The sequence below is a fragment of the Marinicauda pacifica genome, from assembly GCF_004793635.1.
GTDB classification, from domain to species: Bacteria; Pseudomonadota; Alphaproteobacteria; order Caulobacterales; family Maricaulaceae; genus Marinicauda; species Marinicauda pacifica.
Window position 1 is genome coordinate 604,772 of record NZ_SRXV01000002.1, and the last position, 22,523, is coordinate 627,294.

The window sequence follows — 22,523 nt, forward strand, 5'->3', positions numbered from 1 at the left end:
GTGGCGGGGGACGCGGCGGGGCCTCCTGTCTTGTTTTTGCCCCATCGGGCGCGCAGACTCCCGGGCATGATACGCTTTTTCCGCCGTCTGGCTGCTTTCACGATCGCGCTTGTGACCTTCGCGGTCGCACTTTTCCTGATCCTTCAGCTCGAACCGGCCTCGCTCGGCGGCTGGGTCCTCCTGGCGGTCCTGTTCCTGGGTGCCGTCGCCGGCAGCCTCTATGCCTACCGCGCGCTGATGGGCAGCGATTTTGCCCCCGGCATGGTCACGCCGGACGGACAGGATCGTTACGCGCCGGGCCTGGCCTTCGGCGCTTCGGCGGGTCAGTCGCGCCGCCGCAGGGACGACGGGGACGAGGATATGGATGCCGCGGCCGGCTCGCGCGGGGGTGACGCGGGTGACGATCCCACCGGCGCAGGAACTGGGGCAGGCCTCTAGTCGGCCGGAACGGAGTCCAGCACGGCGCGCACCTGCTGGATATAGGCGGGCCCGTCTGCGGCATAGGCGCCCAGCGTCCCGGCCAGCCCTTCGGCCTCGATCGGACCCGGCCCGGCCCGCATCTCGGCGCGTTGCGCGCGGAAGGCGGAAAAATCGGGATGGGTGTTGAGCAATTGCGCATAGTCGCTGGTGGAGAGCGACAGCGTGGCAAAACCGTCCAGCCCGCCGGCTTGCCCGAACAGCGCATTGCGCTCGATCGCCTCCCGGCTGCTACCCCAGCCCGTCGCCAGCGCGGCCTGCGCCACGGCCAGCCGCGGCGGGATGATGTCGACACGGGTCAGCAGGGCATCGAGGTCGTCATACCGGCCGCCATAGGACCGCGCGAGCTGCTCGCGCTCGGCCTGCTCGGACAGGGACAGCACCCGGCCTTCGGCCTCCCACTGGATCAGACGGCGCAGGGCCGTCCGGTCTTCGCGGATCTGGGCGTTCTCCGCCGCGATCAGGCGCAATACGAGGTCTGTGAAGAGCGGGCGTCGCTCCTCGAGGGGCAGGTCCGGCCAGTCGCCGGGAAGGCGCTCGACGCGGATGCCGGCCTCTAGATCGGACCGGGCGAGCGCCTGGCGCAGCTCGCCGACCGTCTCGGCCTCGATGACCGTGCCGCGCTGGTCCAGAATGCCGGCCCCGATATACATCGCGGCGGCCATCGCCACGAACCCGCCGGCGGCAATGCCGAAGGCGCGCACCGCGTGCCGGCGTGAGCCGGCGAGCCGGGGCGGCGCCACCTTGAACAGGCGGGTGACCGGTCCGGCCGTCCAGCCCTGGATGACCAGCGAGGCCAGCACCACCGCAAATGCCGTGGAGAAATAGAGATTGGCGTTTTCCACCCCCGCAATGACCGGGAAGCTGCCCAGGAAGATCGGCACCGCACCGCGCAGACCCATCCAGGCGATGAAGGCCCGCTCATTCATCCGGAAGCGTTCAGGCAGCAGGAGGAGAAGCACGGTCACCGGACGCGCAATGAAGATCAGCACCAGCGCCAGCGCGATCGCGGGCAAGGCGACCGCCGCCGCATGGGAGGGCACGACGAGCAGGCCAAGCATCAGGAAGAGCCCGATCTGCGACAGCCAGGCCAGACCGTCGGAAAACCGCTCCGTCGCGGCCTTGGCCGGCCCCGCACTGACACTGCGCAGGGACACGCCGGCCAGGTAGGCGGCCAGGAAGCCGGACGCGCTGATCGACTGTGCCAGGGCGAACAGGAAGACCGCCGCCGTGACCGAGAAGATCGGATAGAGGCTCTCGGGAAGATGAACGCGCCGTTCGACCAGCGCGATCGCCCGGCCGCCGAACCAGCCCACCGCCGCACCGGCGGCCAGCGCCCAGATGATGGAGACCGCCATCAGGGCAATGTTGGCCGCGCCTTCTGTGGTCAGAACCTGGACGCATGCCGTAACCAGAATCACCGCGACCGGATCGTTGAACCCGGATTCAGCTTCCAGAGTCGTCACAACCCGCTGGCGCGCCTGCATCTCCCGATTGCCGATCAGGGCCAGCACGGCTGCGGCGTCAGTAGACGACACGATAGCCCCCATCAACAGGGACTCCACCCAGCCAAGGCCGAACAGGAAATGGGCCGCCACTGCGGTCAGTCCCGCCGTGAGCAGGATGCCGAGCGTGGCCAGGGAAAGCGCGGGGCGCAGGACCATGCGCAGGCCGCGCAGACGCGTGCCGAGCCCGCCATCGAACAGGATGAGCGCGAGCGCCAGCGACCCGAAGAGATAGGCCTGGTCGTGCGCGTGAAAGTCGATCTGCCCCGGTCCCTCCACCCCGGCCAGCATGCCAAGGCTCAGGAAGACCAGCAGGAGCGGCGCCCCCGCCCGGCTCGTGGCCGCAGCGCCGGCAACCGCCAGCAAGACCAGGCCCGTGGCGGCCAGAAGAATGAAATCGGCATTGTCCATCGCGGCGCACTATGGCCTGCGCTGCCCATGGACCGAAAGGGATGATTGAACCTTGCCGCGTGCGCCTGTAAGACACTCGCCTAGATCGCTGCACCCATAGCTCAGCTGGATAGAGCGCTGCCCTCCGAAGGCAGAGGTCCCAGGTTCGAATCCTGGTGGGTGCGCCATATTTTTCTTTCGGGTATAGTTTTCGACAGGGCGCGGATCGGCGATCGGCTGGTGCGCGAACTCCTCGCACCGGGACCACGCGCCGATCCGGCTCTAGGCGGCCCGCCCTCGAAAATGGACGGGCCGCGCTGCACTCAGCTGACGTTTCAAGCCCTGGGCTTCCTCGACCCACGCCAGCCGATCCAGGCGCCGCCAATCAGGATGAGCAGTGCGCCGCCCGCGATCCAGAGCAGCATGCGCTCGATGGCAAGTGCGAACATCAGATTGTCCACCTTCCCGGTTTTCCAGAAGACCCACTCTCCGGCGAGCCGGGTTGCGAGGAGCCGGCTTCCCGTTTCCAGAACGACGATCCCGTCGCCGGTGGCCGGGTCGAACCTGGCCGCGGTGTTGATGGCGGGTTCGTTGTTTCCGTCGTGGCCGATGATATGGCCGCCGTGTCCGTTCGGGGCGTAAAGCATCACGCCGAGCCCCCAGATGTCCGCGCCCAGTTGCGAGGCGTGCGGCGTGCGCATGAGTTCGAGGGTTTCTTCGGAGAGCACGTCCTGGCCGTCCTCGTCCGTCTGAGCCTCAATGAAGCGGGCCATGTCCGCGGTCGTGGTAAAGAGCGAAGCCGCGCCCAGCGCTGTATAGTGGCGATAGGGCTCGGTCGCGCCTTCAGGCGTGTAGTTTTCCGCAAAACCCAGATCCTGCGCCCGCGCGTAGTCGAACGTCGTGCGGTTCATTCCCAGGGGCTCGAAGATGCGCGCCTCCATGAACTCGCTGAACGCGTCCCCGGAGACTTCCTCGATCACAAGCTGCATCAGCGTGTAGCCTCCGCCGGAGTAGTCCCAGCCCGAGCCGGGCTCCGCGCCGATACGCACTGCCCCGTCATTGCCGGGCGAGGCGTCTTCGGCGCGCGTCAGGGACTCCTCTAGTGACTGCACGTCGCCGGCGCTGTCGAAACCGTCATAACCGAGCCCGTCTGAAAGCCCCGCAGTGTGGCTGAGCAGCCGCCGGAGCGTAACGCCGGAAGGATCGAACTCGCTCTCGGGAAGCGTCCAGCGGGTCAGATAGTTTTCGACCGGCGCGTCGAGATCGACTGCTCCGTCTTCGACCAGGACCATCACACCCCAGGCGGTGAGCCACTTGCTCAGCGAGGCGACCTGGAACACGCTGTCTTCATCGACGGGCGCGCCGGCCGAAATGTCGAAACCCCCCGCCCCGTCGCCGTCTTCGATCAGCATGAGGCTGAGAGTGCCGCCCGATTCCTCCTCGGCGAGGCGCCGGGCAGCCGCGACGAAGGCGTCGGGCGTGTCCGAACTGGCGAGGGGCGTTCTGATCCAGCCTTCACTCACGGAAAAGAACACTAGGACCGCCCAGATGAGGGCAGCCACAAGGGTTCCGACCGCGAGAAATATGAGCCTGAGCATGGAAGTCTCCTATTCGTCCAATAAGTGCGTTATGTCGTGGCGCCGCAGCGATCGAGGCGGCCGCGTAATGTCGTCGCGAGATCCCGGCTTTCTTTCATTCCGTCAGCAGCGCGACGCCGGTGACCAGGTAGAGGCCGGCGGTGAACAGGCTGCCGAGCGTGCGGATGTGGTTCAGCCGCGTCCAGACCCGTCCGTATTCAGACCAGTATGCCTCGGTCTCGCGCGCGTGAGGGTCCAGGCCGGCAAGCCGGTTATTCATCGGTACATTCCCGAAGACCGTGACCAGAAAGACCATCGTTGTGTAGACAAGCGCGGCGCCGAAAGACGAGATGCGCGCGAGGCCGTCGAACGCGCCGAACCCGTAGATCGCGAAGCCGATCGATATGGGCGGGATCAAGAGAATGCCCGCGACGAATTGTGTCCTGAGAACGGAAACGTTGATCTGCTGCATCGCATCCACGCCGCTTGCCGGCGCGGCGCGAGACAATGCGCGCATCACAAACTCGGAAAAGGCGGAGAACACGCCTGCAATGACGGCGGTCCAGAGCGCAAGAAAGAGACTGAAATGGACCGGCCAGTCATCGGTCATGGCGCAATATCCTTCTTGGGCTGCGCGACCGGCCGCAACGCGAACATCTAAGGCCGGTAAGATCGGTGCTGCCGGAGGGGCGAACCCGCTCCCCTGCGAGTCTCGTGACAGGAGGACAAGCATTGTAAAGCACAATGTCTGAATAGAGAAATGCCGCATTTCCGGGTGGCCGGCGCTATTCTTGCGCGGGCCCCTGGGGATTGTGGTTGAACCAGCTTGCCCGGACGATCGTCCGTTCAGCGTGTCTCGCAGGCCCAGTCGAAGGCGGGCATGCTGGAACGTGAACCGATCCGGACCGTGCAGCCGCTGGCCCGCAGCCTTTCGGCAACGCGGCGTCCGGTCTCTTGCCGGAGGCGCCGATCACGACTACCGGCCCGTCAGACGGCCCGGAAGGGGTGTTGAAACCCGCCACATGGTCCTCTTCGATGATTTGACCGAAGACGATACGCAGATCCGCAGGCTGCCGGGGCGAGCGGGTAAAAAAAGGGTGGGAACTTGCGTTCCCACCCTCGCCCCCTTTGTGGTGAGGCAGTCAGGCGCTCAGTATCGCAGGACGATCTGACCGAATACGCGCCGGCCCACGACGTCGAACAGGGACGGATCGGTGCCGGACTGCACGTTCGGCGCATATTCCGGGGGCTGCTCGTCGAACAGGTTGTTGATCCCGAGGCGGACCGATGCGCCCTCGGTAACTTTCCAGGTTGCACCTACGTCCCAGTACCAGATCGCGTCGGTTCCGGTGAACGAGGTTTCACCCGGGAAGATCACGTTCGCGCGGTTCTCCATCGAGCTGATGTACTGGCCACGCAAGTCGAACTCGAAGTCGGATACCGACCATCTTGTGTTCCACAGTGCCTTCCACTCCGGGAAGGACGTGCCCAGCCCCTCGCCGAAGAAGGAGGCCGTGCCGGAGAAATCCAGGACCGGAAGGTCGGACAATTCCTGCTGGTTCCACTCCAGAAGATGGGTCAGGAGCAGCTGGGTCTGGATCGAGCCGGCCCAGTCGGGTGCTCCCATCCAGTTCAGGTCGAAGCCGTAATTGAACTGGAAGTCGAGCCCTGAGGCTTGCTGCGTGCCGCCATTAACCCCGGGGAACAGACCGTTCGGATCGTTGGGATCGACCAGGAAGAAGATATCCCCGCCACCGCGCACAATTGTCTGGCAGCTTGAATAGCCGGCGTCATAAGCCTGGTTATTGCCATAGTAGTTATAGCAATCAGCGACGAGCTGGTTCACCCCCGGCGACAGGATGGGCGAGCTGATATCGATATACCAGTAGTCGATCGAGCCTTGGAACCGCTCGGTCCACTGGTTCTGGACCGGCGCGGAGAACACGACCCCGAGCGTATAGGTATCAGCCGATTCCGGATCGAGGTTGGTATTGCCCGACGTTGTGACGGAGGCTTGGGTACCGGGCGTCTGGGCATAGAGATCCGGCGCCGCCACGCCTGTTGCCGCACACAACGCGCGAACCTGGGCGCTATCCGCGCCAGTCCGGGCCTGGGTGGTGACTGAGCACGGGTCGAAGTACTGCGGAGCTGCGCCGCCGCCGCCGAACAATTCACCGAAGTTCGGTGCCCGTACGGCCTGCTGGTAGCTGGCACGGACCCGCGCATAGTCCAGAGGCGTCCAGCTCAGCTCAGCCTTGTAAGCGCTGTCTTCGCTGCCGCCGGTATCACCGGTGATCCCGTCGGTGAATTCGGACCGGGAGAAGCGGTAGCCCAGCGTGAGTTCCAAGCTCTGCGCCCAAGGGTGATCACTGGCGAGCGGAATGAGGGCCTCGCCGAAGATGTCCTCGAAGCTGTTGGTGCCCGAATTGGGATTCTGGGCGTTGAAGCCGGAGATCGGACCGCCGCCCGAACCCGGGTCGAACGAGAAGTCGAACCCGCGATACTCTGCACCGAGAACAGTGGAGACCGTACCTGCAGGCAGTTCCAGCAAATCGCCGGTCACGTAGAGCTGAGCGACAGTCTGGGAGAACTCGGTCGTGGCGGTCGAGCTCACCTCCAGATAATCGATACACTCCTGAGATAGCGGTTGCCGGCCGAACGGGTTGAACCCGCCCGAGCAGATGGAGTCTCCACCGTCGGCCGCTTCGAGCAGTATCTGAAGCCGGTTTGTATCGATATTGCCTTGCTGGGTCCGGTCGATCTCGGTGTCGCCTTCGGAGACATAAGCGTTCCAGCGCCACCCCGACGCACCGATCGGCCCGGAAACGCCGAAGGTCACATTGCTGACCGTGTTCTCGAAATTGGATTGGCGCAGTCCGGCCGACAATGTGCGCTGGCGCATCTGGAACGGCTCGTCTGCCCCGGATCCCACGAGATTGGGATCGTCGCCGGTCCGGCTCGCCAGGATAAGCGCGAGGTCGGCGGGAATGAACGGGTTCGTGACCGGAATGATCAGCTGGTTGGCAACCGACCGGCCCGGCTCTATCAGCGCGGAGACCGCCTCGATCGCGCTATTTTCCCCCGGCGGACGGATTCTCACGGTGGGAATCGGCGTCGGTGCGAGCGCTTGCGCGGAGTTGTATTGGCTATAGGTCACGTTGCCGAAGACTTCGACGTCGTTGTCGAAGCGGTATTCGGCCTGCCCCATGAAGCTGTCGCGTTCCAGCGGCAGGGTAAGCAGATTCACGAAGTCGAAATTGTATGAGTAGGCGTCCGGAAAGATGTTCTGGTTGACGTTGCCGTCGATATCGTACCGAAAGTTCTCGACATCGGAGGGGTTGTTGAAGACACCGGCCGAGAAAAGCGTGCCGTCCAGGTTGAATCCAAAGCGATTGCCGGCAGATACCCCGCCCGGCGCGACGCCGTATCCGGCGAAAACCGCGTCCACCGCCGCTTCGGTTGGCGCATTCGCCGCACCGAACAGCAGCGAGCCCTCCGGGAAGAAGCTGGTGGTAGACGTGGCCTGTTCGGCAAATGGACGCTGGCTCTTGATCATCCCTTCACGCACAGACCGCTCGATCGCAAGCACGGCGTTGCCCCGGTCACTGCCAAAATTCCCGCCGACCACGCCGGAGACCGAATACTCCTCTGCATCCCAGTATTCAGTAGAGTTCTCATAGCTGACACGTAGATCCATGCCCTCGAAATCATCCTTGAGGATGATGTTGACTGCCCCGGCCACCGCGTCGGCGCCGTAAACAGCGCCTGCGCCGCCGGTCACCACTTCGATCCGGTCGATCAGGGCGGCGGGGACTGTGTTGAGGTCGACCGTCAGGCTCGCGGCAGACGGCATCATGCGGCGGCCGTTGAGCAGGACGATATTGCGGTTGGCCCCGAAGCCGCGCAGGTCGACATTTGCTTGGCCGCCATTGCCGGGGTTGTTAGAGGTGGTGGTGCCCGCCGGGTTCACCTGCGGCAACGTGTTCAGATACGTGTCCACGGTGATATCGGCGTTCGCGGTCAGCGCGTCGCCCTGGATTGTGACAACCGGACTGTCCGCCGCGAAGTCCTGGCGCACGATCCGCGAGCCCGTGACGATAATGCGGTCGGACGCGTTGGCGCTTTCCTCCCCGTCTTCGGCTTCCTGGGCGTAGGCGTGCCCGGCGGCAAGGCTCGCGGCTGCGGCTCCGCCGAGCAGGATGGCCCGCAGGCCCCGCTTCTCAAATAAGGATTGCATCGTATTCAGTCCCCCGTTCTTGACATAAGGCGCAGCGCGCATGCGCCGCGGGACGGCGCCCGCCGTCCGTGTCCTGAAACTGTCACGGGAGTGTCGCGAACCGCGCGGGTCTTGCGGCAGGACGTTGGCCGAGCGCGACAAACGGCGCGCTTGGCTGAGTTCGTGCCGGCTCTTGCGATGAACCGCGCCTGGCGCGCGACCAACAGCAAGCAGGCGCCTTCCCAAGGTCCGGTGTCGCGCGTCTATAGTGTCGATATGACAACACTGGACCTCCCATATGAACGCGGGTCTGGCTCGCCGGGCACAGCCTCGCAGGGGGCAGTCGCACGCTGGCGGACAATTGCGATCCTTACCGCTGTGGTCTGGGGCGCGATGGTCGCACTCTCGGTACTCGGCTCGCTCCACGCGATCCAGGCTCAGGATCTTGCGGTCGGTCTGATCTGGCGTCCGATAACGGCAGATGTGTTCGGCGCCGTATTGAGCGCGACAACCGCATTCGGTCTTGCCAGATTGCGGCGCTACTCCATCCTGGCACGCGCGGTCACGGCAGTTGCGGCGAGCCTTGCAGCATCCGTCATCTTCTCGTTCGTCTCGATCGGCCTTATCGAGCCGCTCGCCGGGCCCAGCTTCCTCCAGGCTGGTTTCGAGGCGCGGCTGATTCGCATGGCCTCCCTGCATGTCTGGGTCTTCGCTGCCTACGCTGGGTTCTTCCTTCTCCTCGACCAGGAAGAGCCTCGGAACATGGGCGGGGCTTCAGCGGCGGCTGCCGAGACACTCCGGCTGGGCTCACAAGAGGGCTATCCTGGCCTCGACGCGCGCTGGTTCTGGACCTTCCAGGCCGCGTTCTGGTCGGCACTTGCGCTGTTCTCAATCGCCAATTCGATCAATCTTGGCGACAGCCCGACCCAGGCTTGGCGAATCCTCCTCGCCGAGGCGGGCGGCTTCGCAGTGACGGGACTGGCTCATTACACCTTGCTGCGTCCGAGCCGCTTGTGGTCGCTGGGCCGACGCGCCGCGCTCGCGCTTACGGTCTCGGTTGCGACCACCGCGGCCTATGTGCTGGGTATTTTCGTTTCCTATTTCATCATCGCCCCGGTCGAGGGGCCTCCGTCGCTGGCGACCGGCGAGATCACAAGGCTGGAATTCTTGCTGATGTCGGCGCCGCGGTGGATGTTCCTCAACTTTCCGGTCTTCGTCGGCTGGTCGGGCTTCTATCTGGCGCTGGACAGCGCCCGCCGGCTTCGTGCGCAGGAGAAGCGGCTCTACGAGTCCATGATGCTGGCCAAGGATGCGCAGGTGAAGATGCTGCGCTTTCAGCTCAACCCGCACTTCCTGTTCAATACGTTGAATGCGGTCTCCAGCCTGTTGCTGGACAAGCGCACCGAGGATGCCGACGCGATGCTCGGCCGTCTCGCCCGCTTCCTTCGGTTCGCGCTCGAAGTCCTGCCTGACGATGAAACGACACTGGAAGACGAAATCGCTGCGCAGCGGCTCTATCTGGAAATCGAACAGATCCGGTTCGAAGAACGGCTCCAGATCGCGTTCGATGTGGAAGCCGGTTGCCTGCCTGCTTTGGTGCCGACCCTGATCCTGCAGCCATTGCTGGAGAATGCGGTCAAGTACGGTGTTTCGCGTTCTACACGCCCGGTTCATGTGCGTGTGTGCGCGCGCCGAATTGATGCAAACCGCCTTGAATTGTGTGTGACCGATGACGGGGGCGGGATCGCGCATCCCGTGAGTTCGGGCGGCGGTGTCGGTCTCGCGAACGTGGCAGCGCGGCTGCGTACGATCTACGGGGCTGAAGGCATGCTCGACTCCGGCCCAATGGAGGGTGGAGGCTTCATTGCCCGTATCGTGCTGCCTTTCGTCACCGTCTCCGAAGCCGCGGAGAGCTGAGCCATGCGCGTCCTGATCGCCGACGATGAACCGCTTGCCTGCCGCCGCCTTGAGATTCTTCTCTCGCGCCGTGCCTGGGTCGAAGTGGTCGGTAGTGCTCGCGACGGCCGGTCGGCGCTGGAGGCGATTGAGACGCTCGCGCCAGATGCAGTGCTGCTCGACATTCAGATGCCCGGGCTGGACGGCCTGGAGCTCGCCGATTTGATATCCCGGCGCGGCAATCCGGTGTCAGTGGTGTTCGTCACTGCCTACGATGTCTTCGCAGTGCGTGCCTTCGAGGCGAATGCCTCCGATTATCTGCTCAAACCGGTTGAGCCTGACAGGCTCGACCAGGCGCTCGGCCGCGCCCGCCAGAACCTTGCCACACGCGATGCTCAGGCCCGGGCGGACGAGCTCGAGGCGCTTGTACATACATTGCGCGGCGAGGAGGCGGCGCTCTGGGTGAAGGACCGTAGTGGCCGGGTGCGCATAGATCCCGCTCGAATGGACTGGCTGGAGGCAGAAGGAGACTATGTTCGTCTCCATGTCGGGGCGCAATCCTGGCTCCATCGAGCGACCTTGACGGGTCTTCTCGAGACGCTCGACCGCCGCCTTTTTATTCGCGTGCATCGCTCGGCTGCGGTCAATTTGTGCAGGATTGAACGTCTGTCGTGCGACGCTGGCGGAGCAAAGCGCCTTCATCTCGATTGCGGGGCGCAGGTCCGTATCGGGAGAGCCTACGAGAAATCGGTTGCCGAGGCGCTGGCCCGAACTCGATGACAGGTGGGGGACGGCGGCCTTGTTGCCAACCGCCGTCCCCCGGGTTGGGATTTTATCGATCTTGGGGTCGATCGATGCACTCACGCTGCGCCTTGCCCCGGCGCGGCGCACGCACTTTGCGGCAAGAGGCCACTCAGATGCGATGAACGACGCCGGGCCAGCAGAGCGTGCGCGCAACTGGCTACGCCTGCATGATCGCCCACATATTGTCGTTCGTCGGCAGATTGGCGCTCGGCACACCCTGGACCGAGTATCCGGCCCGGCCGCCCATGTCGGCGAGGCTGTCCCAGGTGAAATAGTTGACGTGATCGGGCAGGCGTACACCGCACCAGCCCCGTCCCATCACCGCGGCGTTCCACGAGCCGTAATTGGGGACTTTCACGATGACCGGGGCGCCGGGTTTCATTTTCGGCTGGAGCGCTTCCAGCACTTCGAGGGGGCGGGTATCGTGCTCGAGGTAGGAGTTCAGGATTGCACCATCGAAAAAGCCGTCCTCGAACGTCCCGATACCCGACAAGGAATCGGCGGAAACGCAATGACCGCCCCGTCCTGCAAACGCCTTGTCGGCCGCCTCGGCAAGGACCGGCGCGATCTCGACGCCAAATGGCGTGTAGGCTTCGGAGAGGGCCATCGCGTGGCGGCCGTCCCCGCAACCGAGATCGAGCACATTTCCTGACCCGATGGCCTTTTCCAGGAATTTGCGGCTTTCAGGCCGCTCGAACATGTGCAAGCGCCACCGCGTCTTTCGGTCGAACCATTGAAGCACCGGCTGTTCGGCCTTGCGTCGCACCGATTCGGTTTCGACTGTCTTGTCCCAGCTAAACTCGGCCATCAGCTGTTCGAGGGCAGGCGGATTCTGCAGATAGACAAAGCTGCAGTCCTCGCATCGTGCCACCCGCCAGGGATCACGAGAGATGCGTTCCGCGGTGTAGCCTTCCGAGTTGCAGACCGGACAGGCGCGCGTGGCGTTTTCATTCGTGATCACGGGGATTTCCTTCGCGATACGGGGAGAGGTGACGGCGTGACGCGGACGAACAGAGCGTCTTTGGCGCAAGAAGAGCGTCCGCGTGCGATTGGCCGGCGCGTACCGATCAGATCGCTCTGCGCTTACTCCTAACAGACGGTACGGTTCGATGGAATGGCGCCTTCTACTGCGCCCATGCAGGCCGGCCGATGCGTGTCCGGGCGGCAACGCGTGCTTTCTTCCGGCGCGACCCCGGTCTGAAGCAGACAATCGTGTTGGAGAATGCCGTCTTGATCGGCGAGCCGACCCGGGCCGGATATCAGCCTGGGCTCGGCGCAGTCTTGAACATGAGCGCCACGAGCGAGAGGGCGGACGCGGCGAGGCCTGCGAGGCCCATGACTGCGGCAATCGTGGCTACCCCCAGGTCCGCGTCGAATGCGCCGCCGACAACGGCTGGGCCCGATGCGGTTCCCACCACCATCAGCATGACCGCAAGCGACCGGATCGTACCCATGCGCTCAACGCCATACACTTCTGCCCACATAGCCGCTACCGACGTCTGGGATAGCCCGGCCGAGGTGCCCAGAAGGCCGAGGAATGCTGCCAGCATGACCGGATCAGAAACGGTAGCGAGCCCGGCCAGCCCGAGGAAGAATGGCAGGTTCATTGCCGGAAGCATGACCTTCGCGTTGAAGCGGTCGATGATCCGGCCTGAAACGATCAGCCCCAGGACATGACCTCCGGCGAAGACAAGAAATCCCGGGCCGATCAGGCCGATGGGCCATCCCTTGGAACTCGCCAGGGTCTGGACGTGAAAAATCAGACCCGTCGACGCGAAGGGCAGGTACAGCACCACCGGCAGCACCAGCCAGAAATACGCGCTCGAAAACAGGATGCGGGCTGCGCTGGCCAGTCCGCCGCGGCCTGTGCGTTCGGTGGCAGTGACGTTCGCGGACGCACAGAAGCGCTGCTGGTCCTTGAGCAGGACTAGCAGTGCCGGGGTTGCGATCAGGAGGACGCCTGACGCGACCAGAAGGTAGCTCTGGCGCCACCCGAACCCGGCAATCATGGCGACTCCTGCCGCCGGGGTCAGTGCCTCCGCGAGTGGAAAGCCGAGCGCGACGACCGCCAGTGCCCGCCCGCGCCACGCTGTAAAGAAGCGCGCCGTCGAGGTTACGGCAATATGCGACATGAGCCCTTGGCCGGTAAGGCGAAGGCAAAGGAGGCCAAGGAGCAACATCAACGGTCCCTGGGCTAGCGCCGTAATGATGCAGGCAATCGTGAGCCCCGACAGCGAGAGCGCCGTGTAGCGCTTGAGTTCGAGATGATCGATCCAGCTTCCAGCAAGAGGCAGGAGGCCGGCGGCCCCGAGGGTCGCGGCCATGTACACAAGTCCCAGCTCGCCCGCGCTGATGCCTGCAGCCTCCGCCATCGAACTGGTGAAGGCGGCGATGAAGAAAGTCTGTCCGGGGCTGGAGAGGAAGGCGCAGAGAAGCGCAAAGACAAGCACCCGGCGGTGCACAAGTATTTCTGGCGCGATCATGCCAAGCCCGCCTGGCCAGCCAGAACGCATCTTGATCTCAGGTCAGTATGCATCCGGGCTCCTTTCCTGGCGCTATCCTCAATCGCCGGTGCGAACGCTACGCCGGGCACTCCGGCTGAGAAAGCTCGGGTGGCGTGGCGGGAATTGTCGCAACGTATTGCTAGACGGGCGTGTGATTGACGCCGAGTGCGGTTTGCAGGGCGATGACGGCTCTGGCCAGCTCCGCGCGCGAATTCACATAGGCTTCCCGGCTGTCTATGAGCGTTCGTTGCGCGTCGAGAATGTCGATGAAGGTGGCCAGACCCTCGCGATAGAGGGCATTGAGCTGGTTGAACGCGGACTCGCTGGCCTCCACGGCACGAAGCAGTTCGGCCCGGCGCGCTTCCAGCGCCCGGATGGTGACGAGCGCGGTTTCCACATCGCTCAGGGCCAGGAAGAGGGTCTGCTCGTAATCGGCAAGTGCCGCTGCCGCACGCGCCTCAGCCGCCTCGATATCCGCGCGCCGGCCGCCCGCGTCAAAAAGCGGAATGTCCAGTATCGCGGCGATTCGGGCAACGGCATTGCTCCCGAGCGAACCTGCATCGCCGAGATCCGCGCTGATGCTTCCTGGCAGGGCCAGGCTCGGATAGAGGTCTGCCGTCTCGATCCCGATTTCGGCTGTTGCCGCCGCGAGCTCGGCTTCGGCGGCGCGGATATCGGGCCGGCGCCGGATCAGTGCTGCCGGGACGCTCACATCGACCGACGCCGAGTAGGTGGGGATTTCTTCGGTGTCCGGCGGCGACCAGACGCCGGCACGCGCCCCGGTCAGAACGGCCAGCGCGTTGGCTGCGTCGGCGGCCGCAATGTCCAGCGTGCCGCGCTGGGAGCGGGTACGCGCGAGATCGGCTTCCGCACGGCGCACCTCGAGCTCGGCCGACAGTCCGACCTCATAGCGCTGCTGTACGATCTCCAGCGTCTGGCGCTGCAGGTCCAAGGAGGTTTCCAGAAGGTCGAGGCGGGCCCTCGCGCGCGTTAACTCGACATACTGATTGGCCACGGCCGCGGCCGTCAGGCGGCGCACATCGACCAGAAAAGCGGCTTGCGCCTGCGCCGTCCTGCGGGCGGCTTCCACGGCCCGCCGCTGGCGTCCGAACAGATCTGGCGTGAAGGCGAAGACACCGGCGGCCGTGGCGGAGTCTTCGCCGGCATCGCCATCAAGCTCGCCCGATGTCTCTACGCTCACCTCGCCGTCCAGCTGGGGAAAGAGGCTGGAGCGTTCGGCCCGGATAATTGCGCGGGCGGCATCCAGGCGGGCGAGCGCCGCGCCGATCTCGCGATTCTCCTCGAATGCAGCCTGCATGAGCGTATCCAGCTCCGGGTCTTCAAACCCGGTCCACCAGGGAATCGGCCCCGGCCCGGTCTCGTCGATCTCCAGCGAATATGTGTCGGGCCACGCGAAGTCCGGACGCTCGTAATCGGGGCCGACAGTGCAGGCTGCCACCGCGAACCCCGCGGCGATAGCCGGTAACAGGCGGGAGGACGTCATTGAGCCGGCGCTCCTTGCGTCTCTTCGGCTTCTTCAAGCTGGGTCTTGAGCTTTTCCAGATCGAAGGTGCGCGGCGTGCTGAAACGCGCCAGGCCGAGATAGACAACCGGGGTGAAGAAGAGGGTGAACAATCCGGCCAGGCCCAGCCCGGCGAAGATGGTCCAACCGATGGCGGCGCGCGCCTCGGCCCCCGCGCCGCCGGAGACGATAAGCGGGACTGCGCCAAGCACGGTGGAAATCAGCGTCATCGCGATCGGGCGAAGGCGCACGCGCGCGGCTTCCTCGATCGCCTCGCGCACCGATTTGCCGTCCGCACGCAATTGGTCGGCGAACTCGACGAGCAGGATGCCGTTCTTGGCCATCAGCCCGATCAGCATGACCAGACCGATCTGGGAGTAGATGTTGAGCGACGTCCCAGTCAGGAGGAGAGCGTATACCGCTGCGGCCAGGGCGAAGGGCACCGTGAAAACGATCACGATCGGGCTAGTCAGGCTCTCGAACTGGGCAACGAGCACCAGGAAGACGATGACGAGCGCGAAGACGTAGGTGAGCAACAAGTCGCGCGACGTCTCGCCCAGCGTCTCCGCCTCGCCCTGCAGCAGCATTTCGATGTCTTCGGGCAATGTCTCTTCGGCTAGACGTTCGATCTCTGCGACCGCATCGGCCAACGCTGTCCCGCTCGCAATGTCGGCTTCCAGCTCGATCGAACGGCGCTGTTCGGTGCGATCAAGTTCGGCGGCAACGCCCTGCTCGACAATCGTGGTGAGGCTGGAGATCGGGACCAGGTCTCCGTTCTGCGAACGAACGTACAGATTGCGCAGGTCTGCCGGGCTGCGGATCGCGCCGGTAACCGACTGGAGATAGATCGGGATGGCCTGGTCGCGAACGTTGAGGTCGACCAGGTCGTCGCCGTCGACCATCACACGCAGCGTTGCGGCCAAATCCTCCAGCGACACACCGAGATCTGCTGCCCGGCGCCGGTCGATCTGAAGCGAGATCTGTGGCTGTGTCGGCTGGTAGGACAGCTCGGAATTGGACAGGATATCCGATTGTGTCTCGACCGCGGTGACGAGGGCGCGGGCCGCCGTGTAGATCTCGTCATACTGGGCTCCGGTCAGGGCAACCTCCAGCCCGCTGCGCCCGCCGCCTACATCGAGGCTTCCGCGCCCGAACACCGAGACTCGCGAGCCAGGAATGCGCGAGAGAGGCTCTTCCAGCGCCGCGATCAAGTCCTGCTGCGAGATGTCGCGCGACTCCCAGTCGGCCAGGCGCACGGTCATGCCGATCCGGTTGAGGTCATAGCGCCCGATGACGGTGAATACGGACTCTATAACGCCACTATCGAGATAGGGCTGGAGGACCGCCTCGATCTCGACGGCTTCCTGCTCCATGTAATCCAGGCCAACCCCGTCCGGCCCGGTCGCAAACACGCTGATCTGGCCGCGATCCTCCTCAGGCACCAGCTCGCGCTCGAGCGCAAAGACGCACGCGACAGCCCCGGCCGCAAGCGCGACCGCGATCGCCGTGGTCGCCCAGGGCCGGCCGAGGGCGAGCGAGAGCACGGATGCGTAGCGCGCATTCAGCCAGCTGCCGACCCGGTCGAGGCGCTTGCCAACGCCTTTCGGTTCGCCCGAAAGGGTCAGGCGCGCGCCCAGTGCCGGCACCAGGCTCAGAGCGACGAAGGAGGAGATTGCGACGGCAATGGCGAGCGTGAAGCCGAATTCGCGGAACAACCGCCCTGCCGTCGATGGCAGGAAGGAGATTGGCACGAAGACCGAAATCAGCACGGCGCTGGTCGCGACCACCGCAAAGAAAACCTGCCGCGTGCCCAGCACCGCAGCGGCTTTGCGCCCGATCCCCTGCCTCTGAAGACGCTGGATATTCTCCAGCACGACAATGGCGTCGTCCACGATCAGCCCGGTGGCCAACACCAGGGCGAGAAGCGTCAGAAGATTGATTGAGAACCCCATCGCCCAGATGCCCACCACGGCCCCGATGAGGGCAGTCGGGATGGCGGTCGAGGGGATGAGCGTGGCGCGCGCCTTGCCGAAAAAGATCCAGATCGTGACCATCACGATGGCCACGGTGATGAGGAGTGTGATCAGAACTTCTCGAACCGATTGCTTGATGAAGACCGCGTCGTCTGAGGTCACGACAAATTCCAGATCGTCAAAGCGCGCGTTGAGCTCGCCGACGATCTCGTTGGCGGCGTTGGAGATTTCGATGGTGTTCGATTGGGCCTGACGCACGATGCCCAGCCCGATGATCGGGCTGCCATCCAGCCGCACGAAATTCGTGGCGTCGGCGGGCGCGAAGAAAGCTTCGGCGACATCGCCCACGCGCACCTCGTCACGGATCAGAACCTCCCTGATCAGTTCCGGGGTGCCAGCCGTGGCCTCGGCCCGGACAAGCAGGGATTGCTGAGTGGAGGCAAAGCTGCCGACGGGAACATCGTAGGGCGCCTGGCGCAGCGCATCGGCGACGTCGGTGACGGTCAGGCCAAACCGGTTCAAGCGCAGCGGATCCAGCACGACACGAAGCTGGCGTTCCCGCGTGCCGAACAGATTGACGCTGGCCACACCGTCTATGGCCAGGAATTCCGGGACAATGTCGTTCTCGATGCGCTCGGTCAGGGCCTGAACATCGTATTCGTCGGCCAGCACGGCGATCTGCATGATGGCGGAGGCATCTTCGTCGGCCTTGACGACAACCAGTTCGTCGACCCGGTCGGGCAAATCCTCCTCAACGCGGTTGACGGCTTCGCGCACATCCGACGCCGCTGTATCGAGGTCGATACCGGGATTGAATTCTACCCGGATACGCGAGCTATTTTCTTCGCTGGCCGAACGAATTTCGCGAACTCCGGAGACCCGGGCAACGGCGCCTTCGAGGAGCGAGGTCACTTCGGAGTCCACCGTTTCCGGGGCGGCGCCTGGATAGGCCGCATCGACCGATACGACCGGCCGGTCCACATCGGGCAATTCGCGCACTTCGATACCGAAAATCGCTGCCAGGCCCGCGATAATGATCAACAAATTCATCACACCGGCCAGCAAGGGGCGCTTGACCGCCAGTGCGGGCAGATCGGAAAGACCGGTTTTCATTGCGAGGCCTCCCCGGTTGCATTCAGGGCGGGTGAGCCGTCGTCGGAGACCGGCGTGACCGGCGTCCCTTCACGCACTTTCTGCACGCCCTGATCGACGATCAACGAGCCTTCTTCAAGTTCACCGCGGACCAGCACGTAACCCTGTTCGCGCGAAACGATGGTGACCGGAACGCGGTGTGCCTGCCCGTCGCGCACCGCCCAGACATACGAACCTTCGCCGCCCCACAGGATCGCTGCCTCCGGGATGGCAGGATAGGACTGGCCCGGAATGGAGAAGCCCACCCGGAAGCTCATCCCGGGCCGTAACAGGTCGTCGGTGTTGGGAATGGCCGCGCGCACGGCAAAGGTGCGTTGAACCGGGTCGATCTGGGAGTCGATGGCGCGAATTTCGGCCTCTATCGAGCGGTCCGGCCCGGAAAACGGACGTGCCTGGACCGTGTCAGATATCGAAATCTGCGAGTAGACCTCTTCGGGAACGGCGAAATCGACCGTGAGAACGGACCGATCGTCGAGCCGGGTGATGACGGTCGTGGATGTGATCCGGACCCCGGCATCGATATCTGTCAGCCCGACATGGCCGGAAAACGGTGCGCGGACTGTGCGCTTGCGCAGGGCGAGCTGGGCTTGTTCGAGCTCGATGCGCGCCGAATCCAGGGCGGTGCGGGCCTGATCGATCTGCGCCGCGGAAACCGCGCCTGTGCCCTCAATTCTCTCGTAGCGTTCGAGGAGCTGCTCGGCCTGAGCGACGGCGACGCGTGCCAGGCGCACGGCCAGCTGCTCTTCCTCGCTGTCGAGCTCTGCCAGCGTCTCGCCTTCCTCGACATAGTCGCCGGCCTCGAAGGCAACGCGCGTCACCTCCCCGCTCGTTTCGGGATAGATGATTGCGCTCTGCCGGGCGCGAGCGCTCCCGACAACCTCGATGCGCCGGTCTTCCTGGCGGTAACCGATCTCATGGGGAACGATGCGCACGTCCTCGGGCTCGCGCGCCGCCGGTTCCTCTTCCGCACACGCGGTGAGTCCGGCAAACAATCCCAGGAGGGCGAGGCGTACGAGCTGCTTGGGGCCGGCGCGATAAACCATCGGCGAGGACGTCCTTTCAACTGGAGCGCTGCGCAAGATAGGCCGGGCGCGGCGCGGACCAAATGGAATCCGGGACGGCGCGCGTTTGTCGTCTCGACCTGGGCTGCGCGGTGCGCCGGTGAGGAGCTCAGGTGGACAGAAAGCGGACCGTGCCGTGATCAAGACGCGCCGCCGTCAATCGGTGCGTGGCGTAGGCGCCGGTATCAAGCCCGATCCGCCGGCCGTCATTGACCGGAGTGTCCTCGGGCGTATGCCCGTGCACGATGATGCGTTCCAGCTTGCGGTTATCGTTCAGGAAGGCGTCGCGAATCCATAGATATTCCGCCTCCCCCTGTCCGCTCAAGGCGAGGTCGGGGTCCACGCCGGCATGAACAAAGAGATAGCATCCGCGTTCGATCGACAGCTCGAGTGACGTATAAAAAGCGAGATGGTCTGCCGGCAGAAGCGATGTGAAGCGTTCCTGGATGGAGTCCCAGCGCGTTCCGTCGGTCAATGCGGGAAGGGAAACGCCGTAGGAGACCAAGGTCTCCAGTCCGCCGAACTGCGCCCAGCTCGCACCGACTTGAGGGTCGTCGAGAAAATCAAGCAGGGTGGCTTCGTGATTGCCCTTCAGGAACCGCGCCGACAGTGTCGCGTGGCCACGAAAGGCGAGGAGACGATCGACGACGGCGCGCGACTCGCGACCCCGATCGATATAATCGCCCAGAAAGATGATCTCTGCGTCGCGACCGGCTGCGTCGTCCTCGATCTGGCCCAGAAGGCGTTCAAGCAGGTCGCGGCGACCATGAATGTCCCCGACCGCATAGATCAGATTCTCCGGCGCGGCCGGGCGCACGACGTCATTGCGCAGCGCCTTGATGATCTTCGCAAACATCACACCGGTCCGTCCGTTCAGCCGATGGCGAGCTTAGGGGCCGGCGCTATGCAATCAAGACTTGGCGGCAGGCCCCGGCCGAGCGGCTCAGCCTAGCTGATCCGGCGCCAGTCGAGCACATCTGCGCTCGCCTGCATCGTGAGCCAAGTATAGCCGGTCTGGTCCCAGCCGCGCACCCAGGGCGAGGTATTGTCCAGGACAAAGTCACCCGCGCTGGTGCGAACAATGAGCACGGCATGCATGCCGGTCGCGTTGGAGTGCGCGGTTGCCAAAGCCAGCGCCTCCTGCGGCAGACCGGCCTCGAGCAACATGGCGCGTTTCTCCAGTGCGAAGTCTTCGCAGTCCCCGACCGGGGCGCGGTTCTCGCGCAACGGCATCACCCAGTACTCGCTCAGCCCGTAATTCTCCTCGTCGGGGACCCAGCGAATCCGGCCATTGATGACACGGTTCACGCGCGCCAGCTGGGCGAAGAGTTCAGGTGTCGCCTCCAGCCGCTTCGCGTCGTTTCGAGCGGGCTGGACAGTTCGCGCTTCGGCCAGAATATCCGGCTCGACGGTCGCCGGCGCCGCGCTGGCAAGAATCGATTTGGAATAGACGCCGGCAGGGGCCGCGATCTTGATGTCGGTCATGTCGGGTGCGTTGGCGCCGCCCCCGGTGGCCGGTGTCGAGATCGAACCGTCTGTTTGTTCGAGCTGGCTGCGGCTCGAGTGCTCCCCGCACGCCTCCGGCGTCGCAACGCAGAATACCTGCAAGCCGGTCGGCGCATCGACCCTCGGTCCCAGGGCGATGGAGGTGGAGGTCGGGCTGGTCGTTGCGCAGGCGGCGAGCGCCATGAGCCCGGCCAGTGCAAGGCTCGCACGCGACGCCGAACGCGCAATTCTGGAAATGGTTCTGGCGACCGGTTTGGACATCGGTTTCACTCCCGCTTCTCTGGGGGAATGAAAGACCGGCAAGCACTAATCTTTAATTATGATATATAGTGAACCGTAATTAACGTTAAAAACGTAATAACCAACTATATTGAATATCTTCAATATTGATAACAGAGTCGTAAAATATATGGTTAATACATGGTAACGTTGTACACATGCGAAAACGCCGCTGCAATTGGCAGCGGCGTCTATCCAATATTTCTAGGTGAGTCTGGAGGCGTTAGCCGACGATCGTCATCAGCGCGTAGATCGCACCGCCGAGTGCGGCCCAGAACGCGGTGCAGGCGCCGATCAGCAGGGCCGTCGTCTGCCTGGCCGACCATGGCGTGCTGTGCGTGGGTGCGTAGAGCGAGCGGCTGAGCGTGTCTTGCAACGCAAGCGCGGGCGATGGTGCATAGCTCGCGCCGGAAAGGTCAGTCGTCAATTCGGGGCGCGCATCCTTGATCTCGCTCAACGGCGTGATGGATGTGGTATCAAATGATTTCAGCCGTGCAGCCATGGCTTCTTCCCCTTCGGCAACCCTTGAGTGAGTCTATAGGGCAAGGCCAGCTAAAATTTCGCTAAGCACTATGCTTAATAAGGCGTCACACCCCCCACCGTGGGGCATGAAACCGCCATGCATCGGCAATTATAGTTTGCGGGTCAGAGCGTTGAGGGGCGAAGCCTAGAACCTCACGGGCGAGTGTCGTGTCGGCGAGCAGGCGTTCGGCATCGCCCGGGCGCCTGGGATGAACGTCGTGAGGCACGCGCTGACCGGTGACCGTTTCCACCGCATCGAGAATCTCGCGCACCGAAAAGCCATTGCCCGTGCCCAGATTGCAGGCGAGTCCGCCTTCGACCTCGAACAGCCGGTCGAGCGCGGCCAGGTGGGCATCGGCCAGATCCATCACGTGAACATAATCGCGAATGCAGGTCCCGTCCGGCGTGTCGTAATCTTCTCCGAACAGCTTCATGCGGCCACCCAACCCCGCCGCGGCCCTCAGGGCGTTGGGGATGAGGTGGGTTTCGGGATCGTGCTCCTCGCCGATCTCCCCGTCCGGGCTGGCGCCGGCCGCATTGAAGTAGCGCAGTGCCGCGTAGCGCAAGCCTTCGCCACGCGAGACGTCGCGCAGCATCTGCTCCACAGCGAGCTTGGTGCGCCCGTAGACGCTGACTGGGGTCTGGGGCTCGGCTTCGGTCAGAGGCAAGCGCTCCGGCTCGCCATAGGTCGCGCAGGTGGAGGAAAAGACCAGCTTGTCATTGCCCGCGCACTTCATCGCCTGGAGCAGGGTGATCACGCCGCCGACATTATTGTCCCAGAAGTCGAGCGGGCGCTGCTCGCCGATGCCGACCTCGATAAACGCGGCGAAATGCATGACGGCATCGGGCGCATATTGGGAAAAAGCGCTGTCCAGATCCGCGCGGCTGCGGACATCGCCCTCGACCAGCGGACCCCATTTGACCGCGTGGCGATGTCCGGAGGACAAATTATCGAAGACGACCGGCCTATCTCCCCGGGCCGCAAGCGCCTTGCAGATATGGGCGCCGATATATCCGGCCCCTCCGACCACCAGGACTGTCTTGGCCGCCTTGCTCATCATGGTCTCCTGACTTGCCACCATGCGGCAACGGAGCCGAGCCCGCGGCCGCGGTCAATGGGCCTTTTCGGGAAGGGATGT

16 protein-coding genes and 1 tRNA gene are annotated in these 22,523 nt (G+C 64.2%); 4 read left to right on the forward strand and 13 right to left on the reverse strand.

What is annotated here, in order from left to right:
• Positions 1-66 precede the first annotated feature (66 nt).
• Positions 67-438, forward strand: a complete 372-nt coding sequence (locus E5162_RS09120) for a hypothetical protein (protein ID WP_135944925.1) — start codon at positions 67-69, stop codon at positions 436-438.
• Here E5162_RS09120 and E5162_RS09125 read toward each other — a convergent pair.
• Positions 435-2,393, reverse strand: a complete 1,959-nt coding sequence (locus E5162_RS09125; RefSeq protein ID WP_135944926.1) for a potassium/proton antiporter — start codon at positions 2,391-2,393, stop codon at positions 435-437. The two genes, E5162_RS09120 and E5162_RS09125, sit on opposite strands and share 4 nt — an antisense overlap.
• Positions 2,394-2,483: 90 nt before the next feature.
• On the opposite strand from E5162_RS09125, the gene E5162_RS09130 reads away from it, so the two are divergent.
• Positions 2,484-2,560, forward strand: a tRNA-Arg gene (locus tag E5162_RS09130).
• A 147-nt stretch (positions 2,561-2,707) separates the two neighbouring features.
• Here the strand turns inward: E5162_RS09130 and E5162_RS09135 are convergent.
• From E5162_RS09135 to E5162_RS09150, 3 genes are all read right to left on the reverse strand, one after another.
• Positions 2,708-3,970: a serine hydrolase domain-containing protein gene (locus E5162_RS09135; RefSeq protein ID WP_135944927.1), complete on the reverse strand. Its 1,263-nt coding sequence runs from the start codon at positions 3,968-3,970 to the stop codon at positions 2,708-2,710.
• A 94-nt stretch (positions 3,971-4,064) separates the two neighbouring features.
• Positions 4,065-4,559, reverse strand: a complete 495-nt coding sequence (locus tag E5162_RS09140; RefSeq protein ID WP_158291258.1) for an anthrone oxygenase family protein — start codon at positions 4,557-4,559, stop codon at positions 4,065-4,067.
• A 540-nt stretch (positions 4,560-5,099) separates the two neighbouring features.
• Positions 5,100-8,186 carry a TonB-dependent receptor domain-containing protein gene (locus tag E5162_RS09150; RefSeq protein ID WP_158291259.1) on the reverse strand — a complete coding sequence of 1,029 codons (3,087 nt, stop codon included), beginning with the start codon at positions 8,184-8,186 and terminating at the stop codon, positions 5,100-5,102.
• A 150-nt stretch (positions 8,187-8,336) separates the two neighbouring features.
• On the opposite strand from E5162_RS09150, the gene E5162_RS09155 reads away from it, so the two are divergent.
• Both E5162_RS09155 and E5162_RS09160 read left to right on the forward strand, forming a co-directional pair.
• The gene (locus tag E5162_RS09155; RefSeq protein WP_158291260.1) at positions 8,337-10,082 is read left to right on the forward strand and encodes a sensor histidine kinase; all 1,746 of its coding nucleotides are present in this window, start codon (positions 8,337-8,339) and stop codon (positions 10,080-10,082) included.
• Positions 10,083-10,085: 3 nt separating this feature from the next.
• On the forward strand, positions 10,086-10,841 hold the full coding sequence (locus E5162_RS09160) for a LytR/AlgR family response regulator transcription factor (RefSeq protein WP_135944931.1): 756 nt from the start codon (positions 10,086-10,088) through the stop codon (positions 10,839-10,841).
• 181 nt (positions 10,842-11,022) lie between these two features.
• Here E5162_RS09160 and E5162_RS09165 read toward each other — a convergent pair whose 3' ends face one another.
• From E5162_RS09165 to galE, 9 genes are all read right to left on the reverse strand, one after another.
• Positions 11,023-11,826, reverse strand: a complete 804-nt coding sequence (locus tag E5162_RS09165; protein WP_135944932.1) for a class I SAM-dependent methyltransferase — start codon at positions 11,824-11,826, stop codon at positions 11,023-11,025.
• 298 nt (positions 11,827-12,124) lie between these two features.
• Positions 12,125-13,348 carry an MFS transporter gene (locus E5162_RS09170; RefSeq protein WP_158291261.1) on the reverse strand — a complete coding sequence of 408 codons (1,224 nt, stop codon included), beginning with the start codon at positions 13,346-13,348 and terminating at the stop codon, positions 12,125-12,127.
• 160 nt (positions 13,349-13,508) lie between these two features.
• Positions 13,509-14,873: an efflux transporter outer membrane subunit gene (locus tag E5162_RS09175; RefSeq protein ID WP_135944934.1), complete on the reverse strand. Its 1,365-nt coding sequence runs from the start codon at positions 14,871-14,873 to the stop codon at positions 13,509-13,511.
• The gene (locus E5162_RS09180; protein ID WP_135944935.1) at positions 14,870-17,977 is read right to left on the reverse strand and encodes an efflux RND transporter permease subunit; all 3,108 of its coding nucleotides are present in this window, start codon (positions 17,975-17,977) and stop codon (positions 14,870-14,872) included. The genes E5162_RS09175 and E5162_RS09180 overlap by 4 nt, the downstream gene beginning before the upstream one ends.
• Positions 17,974-19,059, reverse strand: a complete 1,086-nt coding sequence (locus tag E5162_RS09185) for an efflux RND transporter periplasmic adaptor subunit (protein ID WP_135944936.1) — start codon at positions 19,057-19,059, stop codon at positions 17,974-17,976. The genes E5162_RS09180 and E5162_RS09185 overlap by 4 nt, the downstream gene beginning before the upstream one ends.
• Positions 19,060-19,186: 127 nt before the next feature.
• Entirely contained in the window at positions 19,187-19,933 is a 747-nt protein-coding gene (locus tag E5162_RS09190; protein WP_135944937.1) for a metallophosphoesterase family protein, read from the reverse strand.
• A gap of 92 nt (positions 19,934-20,025) precedes the next feature.
• Entirely contained in the window at positions 20,026-20,844 is an 819-nt protein-coding gene (locus E5162_RS09195) for a transglutaminase-like cysteine peptidase (RefSeq protein WP_135944938.1), read from the reverse strand.
• Between the two features lie 241 nt (positions 20,845-21,085).
• Positions 21,086-21,364, reverse strand: a complete 279-nt coding sequence (locus E5162_RS09200; protein ID WP_135944939.1) for a hypothetical protein — start codon at positions 21,362-21,364, stop codon at positions 21,086-21,088.
• Between the two features lie 85 nt (positions 21,365-21,449).
• Entirely contained in the window at positions 21,450-22,442 is a 993-nt protein-coding gene (gene galE / locus E5162_RS09205) for a UDP-glucose 4-epimerase GalE (protein WP_135944940.1), read from the reverse strand.
• Positions 22,443-22,523: the final 81 nt, after the last annotated feature.